The 10,558-nt window shown below is 58.2% G+C and carries 11 protein-coding genes and 1 pseudogene; 5 read left to right on the forward strand and 7 right to left on the reverse strand.

The window, feature by feature from the left end:
• The first annotated feature begins 21 nt into the window (after positions 1-21).
• Together VU18_RS17545 and VU18_RS12555 are read left to right on the forward strand one after the other, a co-directional pair.
• Complete coding sequence (locus VU18_RS17545; protein WP_011232342.1) at positions 22-183, forward strand: DUF1540 domain-containing protein; 162 nt, start codon at positions 22-24, stop codon at positions 181-183.
• Between the two features lie 65 nt (positions 184-248).
• Complete coding sequence (locus VU18_RS12555) at positions 249-446, forward strand: hypothetical protein (RefSeq protein WP_011232343.1); 198 nt, start codon at positions 249-251, stop codon at positions 444-446.
• Between the two features lie 306 nt (positions 447-752).
• Here VU18_RS12555 and VU18_RS12560 read toward each other — a convergent pair whose 3' ends face one another.
• The 6 genes and pseudogenes from VU18_RS12560 to VU18_RS12580 form a co-directional block, all read right to left on the reverse strand.
• On the reverse strand, positions 753-2,225 hold the full coding sequence (locus tag VU18_RS12560; RefSeq protein WP_011232344.1) for an o-succinylbenzoate--CoA ligase: 1,473 nt from the start codon (positions 2,223-2,225) through the stop codon (positions 753-755).
• Between the two features lie 115 nt (positions 2,226-2,340).
• The coding region (gene menB / locus VU18_RS17980; protein WP_236687388.1) for a 1,4-dihydroxy-2-naphthoyl-CoA synthase at positions 2,341-3,092 on the reverse strand (752 nt) is incomplete at its 5' end.
• A gap of 1 nt (position 3,093) precedes the next feature.
• Positions 3,094-3,159 (reverse strand): annotated as a pseudogene (locus VU18_RS21130) (hypothetical protein); the annotation flags it as partial.
• Positions 3,160-3,972, reverse strand: coding sequence for a 2-succinyl-6-hydroxy-2,4-cyclohexadiene-1-carboxylate synthase (gene menH / locus VU18_RS17985; RefSeq protein WP_020278047.1), 813 nt, complete (start codon positions 3,970-3,972; stop codon positions 3,160-3,162). It lies immediately after the preceding pseudogene.
• A gap of 11 nt (positions 3,973-3,983) precedes the next feature.
• Positions 3,984-5,717 carry a 2-succinyl-5-enolpyruvyl-6-hydroxy-3-cyclohexene-1-carboxylic-acid synthase gene (gene menD, locus VU18_RS12575; protein WP_014196609.1) on the reverse strand — a complete coding sequence of 578 codons (1,734 nt, stop codon included), beginning with the start codon at positions 5,715-5,717 and terminating at the stop codon, positions 3,984-3,986.
• A complete protein-coding gene (locus VU18_RS12580) occupies positions 5,710-7,086 on the reverse strand; it encodes an isochorismate synthase MenF (protein ID WP_011232348.1) in 1,377 nt (458 codons plus the stop codon). The genes menD and VU18_RS12580 overlap by 8 nt, the downstream gene beginning before the upstream one ends.
• A 168-nt stretch (positions 7,087-7,254) precedes the next feature.
• Here VU18_RS12580 and VU18_RS12585 point away from each other — a divergent pair, with 168 nt between their 5' ends.
• From VU18_RS12585 to VU18_RS18260, 3 genes are all read left to right on the forward strand, one after another.
• Positions 7,255-8,184 carry a 1,4-dihydroxy-2-naphthoate polyprenyltransferase gene (locus tag VU18_RS12585; RefSeq protein WP_011232349.1) on the forward strand — a complete coding sequence of 310 codons (930 nt, stop codon included), beginning with the start codon at positions 7,255-7,257 and terminating at the stop codon, positions 8,182-8,184.
• Between the two features lie 86 nt (positions 8,185-8,270).
• Complete coding sequence (locus tag VU18_RS12590; RefSeq protein WP_011232350.1) at positions 8,271-9,080, forward strand: yteA family sporulation protein; 810 nt, start codon at positions 8,271-8,273, stop codon at positions 9,078-9,080.
• A gap of 99 nt (positions 9,081-9,179) precedes the next feature.
• Positions 9,180-9,323 carry a hypothetical protein gene (locus tag VU18_RS18260; protein ID WP_021322715.1) on the forward strand — a complete coding sequence of 48 codons (144 nt, stop codon included), beginning with the start codon at positions 9,180-9,182 and terminating at the stop codon, positions 9,321-9,323.
• 114 nt (positions 9,324-9,437) lie between these two features.
• Here VU18_RS18260 and VU18_RS12595 read toward each other — a convergent pair.
• Positions 9,438-10,558: glycogen/starch/alpha-glucan phosphorylase (locus VU18_RS12595; RefSeq protein ID WP_047758163.1), on the reverse strand; the 1,121-nt coding region annotated here is incomplete at its 5' end.

The following is a 10,558-nucleotide window of genomic DNA, read 5'->3' on the forward strand; positions in this document are numbered from 1 at the left end:
ATCACGACAAGGGGGATGACCATGGCGAAAGATGTTCTTTGCGAAGTGCACAACTGCCGTTATTGGGCAGAAGGGAATCGCTGCAGCGCTGAAGCCATTTACGTGGTCAGCCATGCAGGAAAAATGGCGTCTGATTCAACGGAAACAGACTGCAAAACGTTTGTTCCGGCCCATAAAGCATGATGCGAGACCAACGAGGCGCTGCCCGGCCAACCGGGCGGCGCTTGCATCGTTCGAGGGGGATGACGATGGACAAACGCGCCAGCCTCATTCAAGCGCTGCAAACGGAAATGAAGCGGGCCGCTTTAGGAACATACCCAGCTTGCATCGACTCCTTCGCCCGTTTGTGGGATTATGAGTTCGGTTCGTTTGATCAACTCCCACCTGAGATTGAACGGCTCATCGCCCATCGGGCCGCTGAACTCGGGTGGATGGATGACGTTTGAGGGCCGTCCATTTCGGAACAAACGCCAGGTGGAGCAAAAAACGACGTTGGATGGCCATCCCTATGTTTCCATCTGCGCGATGGAAATCGGTCGTGCAAGGGATGACGTTTGACTGCCGTCCTCCAACAGGGGACAAAGCGGACGGATGAAGCTGGATCGCAGCGGTCTAAAAGCAAGGGCTTCGATTCGGCGAACGCCATGCCTCCCGGTCGGAACGCCGCGGGAATGGCAGCGGCAAAAAGGCAGGAACCTCGACTTAGGCGAGGTCCTGCCTTTTCTGCTTCCGAACAGGCGTTTTTACTCCTATCAAAAGGTTTGTTCCGTTTTTGGAATGAGCCTTTTCAGTTCGCGTCGCAGCAGTTTTTGCGCGGCGTTGCGCGGCAGTTCGTCGACGAAGTAAATGCGGGCCGGCACTTTATATTTCGCCAGCCGCTCGCGGCAAAACGCGCGAAGGGCCGCTTCGTCTGGCGACGCTCCGCGTTTCAGGCGGACGAACGCATACGGCACTTGCCCCCACGTTTCATTCTCGACGCCCGTCACCCCGGCTTCTTCCACATCGGGATGCGACAGCAGCACCGCCTCCACCTCAGCGGGATAGACGTTTTCGCCGCCGGAAATGATCAAGTCAGAACGGCGGTCAAGGACGTACAAAAATCCGTCTTCATCAAGATAGCCGATATCGCCGGTAAAAAACCAGCCGCCGCGGATCGCTTGCGCCGTCGCTTCCGGGCGTTGCCAATATCCTTTTGTCACATTCGGCCCTTTGACGACAATTTCCCCCGCTTCATGCGGCGCAGCCGGCTTTCCGTCTTTTAGGATGCAAAGCTCCGCCGGAAAAAGCGGCTTGCCGGCCGAACCGAGCTTCGTCAAACTGTATTCCGGCGCGAGTGTTGCGATTTGCGACGCCGTTTCCGTCATCCCGTATGTCTGGTACACCGGGATGCCCTTTTCTTTGCATGCCTCAAGCAGCGGGCGCGGCGCCGGCCCGCCCCCCAGCAGCATGCAGCGGAACGTATCGGGGTAGCGCGCTTCCCCGAGCTCGGCCACCATCCGCTGAAGCATGGCAGCCACGACCGACATGATCGTCACGTCGCCGCGCATGATCCATTCGTTCGCTTCCTTTGGGTCGAATGACGTTTGCAGCCGCATCGGCATGCCATAAATGACGCTGCGCATGGCGATCGACAGGCCGCTGATATGAAACAGCGGCACGGCGGCCAGCCAGCAGTCGCGCTCATGCAAGCCTAAATTGAGCGCCGAACCGACCGCGCTCCACCAATGGTTGCCGTACGTTTGCAAGACGCCTTTCGGAGTGCCGGTCGTCCCGGACGTATACATGATCGTGGCGACTTCCTCCAAATCGCACGTTTCTTTTAAGGAGACGTCCACTTCCGGAAGCGCGGCAACCGCGCCCACAGTCAGAACGCGTCCATCGCCGTCAAGGCTCCCGGCTAGCTCCTCATCGGCGATGGCAAGCCGCGCGCCGCTGTCATCAAGCTGCCAGCCAAGCTCATAGGACGTAAGGCGCACGTTTTGCAGCAGGACGCGGGCGCCGAGAAAAAACAACGCATGGATGATCTCGATCATCTCGATGCGATTTTTCATCAGCAAGGCGACAATATCTCCTTCCTTGACGCCTGCTTGAGCGAGGCGCCGCGCCCAGACGGCAGCCGCTTCATACAATTCGGCAAACGTTTTTGTCCGCCGCCCGTCGCTCACGGCGATTCGCTCCGGGGTTAAAAACGCCCGCTGCTTCAGCCAGTTTGGCATCGTTGTCATCTAGCGTCCTCCTTTCTTGCCCCCTCCTCCGCCGACGGCCAGCGAAAGGATTCCTCCCTTCGGAAAAGCGACAAAAAGCAGCTTGACGCGCCATCAAGCTGCTTCTTCGTTCTCATCACGGGAAGCGCGGGAATTGGCTGAAGTCCGGCTTCCGTTTTTCTTTGAACGCCCGCATTCCTTCCTTCGCCTCTTCGGTCGTGTAGAAGAGAAGCGTCGCGTCGCCGGCGAGCTGTTGGATGCCGGCCAAGCCGTCGGAGTCGGCGTTGAATGCCGCTTTTAAGAAGCGAATGGCCGTCGGGCTTTTTTCCAAAATTTCTTGCGCCCATTTGACCGTTTCTTCTTCAAGCTGCTCAAGCGGCACGACTTTGTTGACCAGCCCCATTTCGAGCGCTTCTTGCGCCGTGTACTGACGGCATAAATACCAAATTTCCCGCGCCTTTTTATGGCCGACGATGCGGGCCAAATAACCGGCGCCATAGCCGCCGTCAAAGCTTCCCACTTTCGGCCCGGTTTGGCCGAAGATGGCGTTGTCCGCGGCGATCGTCAAATCGCATACGACATGAAGCACATGCCCACCGCCGATGGCATAGCCGGCGACCATCGCAATGACCGGCTTCGGAATGACGCGGATGAGCCGCTGCAAATCAAGCACATTGAGGCGCGGAATTTCATCCTCGCCGACATAGCCGCCATGGCCGCGCACTTTTTGGTCCCCGCCCGAGCAAAACGCCTTGCCGCCGGCGCCGGTCAAAATGATGACGCCGATATTCGAATCATCGCGCGCTTTCGTAAACGCATCGATCATCTCGTTCACCGTTTTCGGCCGAAACGCGTTATGTACTTCCGGACGGTTGATCGTAATTTTGGNGATGCCGTTGTACGTTTCGTAAATAATATCCTCATAGTCGTACTGCTTCACCCATTCAAACGGCATTTACACTTCCCCCTTTGTCATGAATTCACTTACTATTTTAGCAAAAATGCCGGGCTGTTCCACGTGAATTGCATGTCCGGCTCCTTTTACACAGATAAGTTCGCTGTTGGGCAGCCGCTCGTGCATTTGGGCGGCGATGCGGCAAAACTTCTCATCGCGCTCCCCGCAAACAAGGAGCACAGGCATGGCAAGTTCGCCAAGCCGTTCCCAAAACGACGGCTGCACGCCGGTCCCCATCCCGCGCAAACTGTTGGCAAGCCCCGTTGCCGTATGGCGGAGCCGCTCGCGGCGAATCGCCGCTCGCACCGGATCCGGGAGCGTCTGCTGAGTGGCAAACAGCGGGATTTTTTCCCAATCATCGACAAAAGCACGGACGCCTTCCGTTTCGATCTTTCGCGCCAACGCCTCATCCGCTTCCCGCCGCGCGCGCCGCTCCTCCTCTGTCTCCAAGCCGGGCGAACTGCTTTCCAGCACTAAGCGGCGAACGCGGCGCGGATGCCAAACGGCGAACGCCAACGCGAGCCGGCCGCCCATCGAGTAGCCGAGCACGTTCACTTGTTCGACGCCCCATTCGTCAAGGAGCGCCGCCAAGTCAGCCGCCGCGTGTTCGATCCGATACCGTCGGGCGTCCTTTGGCGCCTCGGTCCGCCCATGGCCCAACAAGTCGACGGCCATCACACGGAAGTCCGGCCAAAACGGGGCGAGCGGCCGCCACGTGTCCGCGCTGCCCGTAAACCCGTGAAGCAACAGAAGCGGCTCTCCTTCTCCGTATTGTTCCACATGGTAACAAACCCCATTCACCATCATGGTCATGCCAATCCTCTTCATTCGAGACATTTCGCGATTTCCCGAGCAACCTCGTTCCACAACAATCGATGCATTCGGACATTTTCCGCGCGCGACGTGCGCACTTCAATGACATGAAGCCCGCCTGACGACAGCGATTCCGATACATGGCGGCGGAACTCCGCCCAATTGTGCGGCACCGTATGGCGGCCGCCGTACATCTCGACGGCGTGGGCAAACGACAAATCCGTCGGCGTGCCAAACAGCGTTTCAAACGCCCCTTTATGGCGCGCCTGCGGCAAAAACGAGAAAATGCCGCCGCCGTTGTTGTTCAACAACACAATGGTAGCTGACAACGAATGCATCTTCGCCGCCAACAAGCCATTTACATCGTGGTAAAACGACAAGTCGCCGATCACCAGCACAAGCGGGTTCGCGGCAACGCTTGCGCCCAAGGCGCTCGAGACGACTCCGTCAATGCCGTTGGCGCCGCGGTTGGCCAAAACGCGAAGCGGCTTGTCCGTCGCAAAGAGAAACGTATCCGCATCGCGAATCGGCATGCTGTTGCCGACAAACAGCGCCGCCCCGGCTGGAAGCAAATCGGCAAGCTCCGTGAACACTTTCCCTTCAAACCATTCTTCTTTTGGCAGATGGCGCTCAAGCGCCGCGCGGGCGATCGCGTTCATCTCTAGCCATATCGCCGACCACGCGCTTTTGTTTTCTTTCGGTTTCGCCCATTCAAGAAGCTGGCGGCAAAGAATCAGTTCATCACTCTGAACGAAGCTGTCCGCGGACAACGTTGGATCGCGCCAGCCGCCGTCGTCGACAACAATTTGACGAATCGCGCGATGGCGCTTGAGCCATAAAAAGAGCGGCTTCGACACCGGCATGGCGCCGAACCGAAGCACCACATCCGGCACAAGCTTGGAAGCGGCGGTTTCCTCCCGCAATATGGCGTCATAGCTGTCCAGCACGTACGTTTTGTCATGCGTACCGGCGCGCAACTGGGAAAGCGGATCAGCCAAAATCGGAAAATCAAGCGCCCGCGCCAACTCGGTGACCGCCTCGGCAAACCCAGGGCGATCGAGCGGCCCGCAGACGATCAACCCGCGTTCCGCCGCCGACAGCTGCTCATACAGCGCCGATACGCTTTCTTGCGGCAGCGCTGGGCGGCCGTGCCACACTTGCGGCGCTCTCGAAACAGACCGCACCCGCTCCCAAACCGCCTCATCGATATGCGGGACAAGCGGCTCGCGAAACGGCGCGTTCACATGCACAGGCCCGCACGGTGCACCGGCGGCCGTTTGGACGGCTCTTGCCGCCATCGTCCGCGCGTATCGCAACATATCATCCGCCTCTTCCGGCAGCGCCAAGTCCACAAACCACTTGGCGTAGCGTCCGTATAAGTGCAGCTGATCAATCGCCTGCGGCGCCCCGACATCGCGCAGTTCATGCGGCCGGTCGGCCGTCAGCACCACGAGCGGCACGCGCGAATAGTATGCCTCGACAACCGCGGGCCCATAGTTGGCCGCCGCCGTTCCGGACGTGCATACGAGCGCGACCGGACGCTGCTTCGCTTTCGCCAAGCCGAGGGCGAAAAACGCGGCCGACCGCTCATCGATATTCATATATAGTCGAAGGCCAGGGTGGGCCGCCATCGCCATCGCAAGCGGCGTCGAGCGCGAACCGGGGCTGATCACCGCCTCCGTCACCCCGGCCTGCGCCAATCCGTCCACCAATGCCGCTGCATAAACAGACAAGGCATCAGCCATCGTTCATCACTCCCAACGCCGATAACATCGGGGCCATTTTCACATTTGTCTCTTCATATTCGCTGTTTGGGTCGGAATCGGCGACAATGCCGCAGCCGGCAAACAGCATGGCTTCCTTCCCGGCGAGCAAGGCGGAGCGAATGGCGACCGCCCATTCCCCATTGCCTTCGCCATCCACCCAGCCGATCGGCGCTGCATACCATCCGCGGTCAAGCGGCTCAAGGGCGCGGATCACCTCCAGCGCTCGATCGCGCGGCGTTCCGCCGAGCGCGGGTGTCGGATGCATCATTTCCACTAAGCGGAGCACCGAGCGCTCGCGGCAGCCACGGCCGACAACCGGAGTGCATAAATGCTGGATGTGCGGCAGCTTGAGCAGCTGCGGTGCGGGCGGCATCTCGACCGTCTCGCAGACGGAAGAAAACAAGCGGCCGATCATTTGCACAACAAACTGATGTTCTTCGTTGTTTTTTCGATCTGCCCGCAGCCAAGCGCCAAGCCGCTCGTCTTCCTCCATATCGGCCCCGCGGCGCACCGATCCGGCGAGGCAAACCGACCGGCACATTTTCCCTTCTTTTTGGACAAGCTGCTCAGGGGAAGCCCCGATAAAACAGCGGCCGTCCTGTTCAAACGCAAAAATGTAAGCAAACGGCTGCTGCTCGCGAAGCCGCTGGAGTACGGCCGCGGCATCCACCGTTTTGGCAAACGCCAGGCGCCGAGCGCGGGCGAGCACCACCTTGTCCAACGCCCCCGCCCGAATCGAGGCGATCGCTTCGCGAACAGCCGCCAACCATCGTTCTTTCTCTTCTTCTTCGTCTGACACAAGGCGCGGAAGCCGCTTTGGAGCGGCCATGGGGTCGCTGATCCGCTCAAGCAAGCGCCCGACCCGCTCCCAGTCCCGTCCTCTTTTGTCCGTTGGGACGGTGACGGTCAACGTCGTTTTGCCGTTTCTTACGGCAAGAAGCGCGGCCGGCGCCACGAGCTTCCCGGCCGGAAAGCCGCGCCACATGTCGGTGCCCGGCCGATAGGGGTCAAACGAAAATCCGCCAAACAATAACGGCGGCGCATCGGCCGCGCCGTATGGCTCCATCTCCTTCTTCCATCGGCGCCGGCCCGCTTCCACGTCATCAAACCGGCTGTCGGCCTTCTCCGTTTCGATCGCATAAACGGAGCCGAGGCCGACCAATATCGTGCCTCCGGTTCGATCCGCCCAAAAAAACCGTTCGCGGAAGCCGCATGACGGCCCTTGCATAAAAAAAGAAACCGGATCAACGCCCTCCCACGGTTCCGCCCAGCTGACAAACGGCCGCCCTGCATTCACCGCCAATCTATGCAATTGTTGCTGCAGGTGATGTCGAAATCCAATCGCCACGTTCCTCACGCTTTCTGTCGTAAAATTCCCCCTCCATCCCCACTTCCCATTATAATATAATAGGAAATCATTTATCTATCGGGAAGGGTTGACATGCTTTCAACGTTTGCCTACACTTATTTTGGACATAAACGAATGACATTTTCACAGAATCTAAGGGGAATGAATATGCAATCATTCACACATATGGACCATCGCCCGCCGGCGCGCCGCGACTGGCGCGTCTTTTGGCGGCTGACGCGCCCGCATACGCTGACGGCGGCATTTGTGCCCGTATGCGTCGGCACGGTGCTGGCGCTTGGCGAAACATCGATCGATTGGCTGCTGTTTGCCGCGATGATGATCGCCTCTTTGTTGATTCAGGCGGCGACGAACATGTTCAACGAATACTACGATTATCAACGCGGCCTCGATTCACCGGAGTCGGTCGGCATCGGCGGCGCCATCGTCCGCGACGGCCTCAAGCCGAAAACGGTGCTGGCGTTGGCGTTTGGCTGTCTTGGGTTGGCTATGCTCATCGGCATCTACATTTGCGCCGAAAGCAGTTGGTGGCTCGCCGTTGTCGGAACGATTTGCATGGCGGCCGGTTATTTTTACACCGGAGGGCCGGTTCCGATCGCCTATACGCCGTTTGGCGAACTGGCGGCTGGGTTTTTTATGGGCTTTGTCATCATTTTGATTTCATTTTTCATCCAAACGGGCTATATCAGCGGCGGCGCCGTGCTCACCGCCATTCCGATCGCGATTTTGGTCGGCGCCATTTTGCTGGCGAACAATATTCGCGACTTGGACGGCGACCGTGAAAAAGGGCGAAAGACGCTCGCCATTTTGATTGGCCGCGATTGGGCCATCCGCCTGCTCGCTGCCATGTTCGCCGTTGCCTTTCTTTGGACGGCCGCGCTTGCGGTGTTTCAGATCGTGCCGTTTTGGGCGCTGCTCGCTTTATTGAGCATTCCAAAAGCAATCGCCGCGACGCGCGGATTTATCGGCAAAATCAAGCCGATCGAGATGATGCCGGCCATGAAGGCGACGGCGCAAACGAATACACAGTTCGGCTTTTTGCTCGCCGCTGGCTTGCTCATTGCCCATTGGCTGTAACACGGTCAACATGACCGTGTTTTTTTTTTGATTTTCGCCCATACTACACCATATAGACGCTACTGCGAAGGAAGGGATTGCGACTGATGCTGACGAACGAACAGCTTGCCGCCCTCCGCTCAAGACTGCTCGACATGAAACGGGAGACGGAAGACCGGCTGAAGCAAAACGACCATTTCGGCATGATCCGCAGCCACGCCCACGATGCGGTCGGTGAGCTGGCGAGCTACGACAACCATCCGGCCGATGAGGCGACAGAGCTGTATGAGCGGGAAAAAGATCTCGCCCTAAAGGAGCATGCCGAGCGCGAAGTTCGCGAGATTGAACGGGCGCTTGGCGCCATCGCCGACGGCACATACGGAACGTGCCGCGTATGCGGCCGGCCGATCCCATACGAACGGCTCGAGGCGCTGCCGACAACACTCTACTGCCGCGAGCACAGCCCGGATCAAACGGTGTCGCAAAAGCGGCCGCTTGAAGAGGGCGTGCTTATGCCGCCGTTTGGCAAATTCGATTTCGATGACCGCGCGGAATCGGTCGCTTACGACGCGGAAGATGCATGGCAGGAAGCAGCCCGCTACGGCACATCCGACACCCCTTCGGACCTTGGCAAAAACGTCGATTCCTACAGCGAAGTGTATGCCGAGTCGGAAGAGAACGTCGGCTATGTCGAAGACTTGGAAAATTTCGCGGCCGTCGATTTGCATGGCCAACGCGTACGTGTGTACCCGACGCGGGAGCATGAGCTGCTGGAAAACATATTGGATGACGAAGGCATCATGTCGAACATCGGCGATTTGCCGGCGTATGAAAAAGACCCGTATACATCGACAGACAGCTACCGCCGGTACGATGAAAGACCGTCCCAGCAGCATTTTGGGGAAACAACTCCATGAAAAAGGCCATCGGCAAGATGGTCTTTTTTGTGAAACGGGCCGATGCCGTTTTCCGTAGTACAGAGCAGAACGTCATATGATCCGAATGGAGGCGAAATGATGAACGCACATGAGATCGATTACCGGCTGTACGGCGATGACATGCAGTTTGTCGAAATTGCCGCCCCGAGCGCCGGCGGACGGTCGGTCGGCGAAGGCAGCATCCTCGGCGGCATCGGCGACTGGCTCGACGGCGACGACTAAGCGAGAAAGGGCGCTCCGGCCAAACGGAACGCCCTTTTGCTTTTCTGCCTTCCCCCTCGAAATTCCCTAAAAGGACGATGATTGAATGAAAAAGCAGCCCAAAAATGTCCTTTCCTAAGTTGAGAAACGTTCCCCCGACGGCAAAAGACCCCAAATTTCGGCGGCGTATTCCGCTACGGTCCGATCGCTGGCGAAACGGCCGGAATGGGCGATGTTGACGGCGCTCATCCGCCACCAGCGCGCCGGATCGCGGTAAGCGGCCTCAACCCGCTCGTGCGCCTCGGCGTAGGCGGCAAAGTCGCGCAGCACAAAATATTCGTCGTTTTGCGCCAGCAGCGAGTCGTAAATCGGCTCAAAGTAGTCGCCGACATCAGGGAAAAAGCCGTTGATGAGCTGGTCGACAACTTGCTTGATCCGTTTGTCATGATGGTAATACTCATGCGCCCGATAGCCTCCGTGTTCGTAGTAGCGGAGCACTTCATCGGCCGTCAGTCCGAACAAAAACATGTTGTCCTCCCCGACGGCTTCCGCGATTTCGACGTTCGCTCCATCCAGCGTGCCAAGCGTAACGGCGCCGTTCATCATAAACTTCATGTTGCCCGTCCCGGACGCTTCTTTGCTGGCTGTTGAGATTTGCTCGCTCACATCGGCGGCCGGAATGATTTCTTCCGCGAGCGATACGCGGTAATTTTCCAAAAAAATGACCTTCAGTTGCTCGTTCGTCCGTTTATCGTTGTTCACCTGATCCGCCACCGAATGGATGAGCTTGATGATCCGCTTGGCGTAGTAATAGCCTGGCGACGCTTTCGCTCCGAAAATGAACGTGCGCGGGTGGATCGAAACATACGGGTCTTCTTTCAGCCGATTGTATAAATGCATAATGTGCAAAACGTTTAACAACTGCCGTTTATAAGCGTGCAGCCGCTTCACTTGCACGTCAAAAATGGACGATTCGTCAACAAGAATCCCGGTTTTTTCGTAAATGCGGGCGGCGAGCCTCGCCTTCCGCTGCTGTTTGACCGCAGCCAACGCCTGCTGAAACGCCGGATCGGAAGCATAAGACTTCAGCTCAATCAATGCTTCCGGCTCGCGGATCCAGCGCGGACCAATCGTTTCCGTAATCAACGCCGACAGCTCCGGGTTCGCCTTTAACAGCCAGCGACGATGCGTCACCCCGTTCGTTTTGTTGTTGAACTTGTGCGGCGCCCATTCGTAAAACAAGCGCATTTCCCGCT

The organism is Geobacillus sp. ZGt-1 (assembly GCF_001026865.1).
Classification (GTDB): Bacteria; Bacillota; Bacilli; order Bacillales; family Anoxybacillaceae; genus Geobacillus; species Geobacillus thermoleovorans.

Coding starts and splice junctions, on each gene's coding strand:
- VU18_RS17545 (WP_011232342.1), top strand. CDS start 22: ATGGCGAAAGATGTTCTTTGCGAAGTGCACAACTGCCGTTATTGGGCA.
- VU18_RS12555 (WP_011232343.1), top strand. CDS start 249: ATGGACAAACGCGCCAGCCTCATTCAAGCGCTGCAAACGGAAATGAAG.
- VU18_RS12560 (WP_011232344.1), bottom strand. CDS start 2,225: ATGACAACGATGCCAAACTGGCTGAAGCAGCGGGCGTTTTTAACCCCG.
- menH (WP_020278047.1), bottom strand. CDS start 3,972: ATGACCATGATGGTGAATGGGGTTTGTTACCATGTGGAACAATACGGA.
- menD (WP_014196609.1), bottom strand. CDS start 5,717: ATGGCTGATGCCTTGTCTGTTTATGCAGCGGCATTGGTGGACGGATTG.
- VU18_RS12585 (WP_011232349.1), top strand. CDS start 7,255: ATGCAATCATTCACACATATGGACCATCGCCCGCCGGCGCGCCGCGAC.
- VU18_RS12590 (WP_011232350.1), top strand. CDS start 8,271: ATGCTGACGAACGAACAGCTTGCCGCCCTCCGCTCAAGACTGCTCGAC.
- VU18_RS18260 (WP_021322715.1), top strand. CDS start 9,180: ATGAACGCACATGAGATCGATTACCGGCTGTACGGCGATGACATGCAG.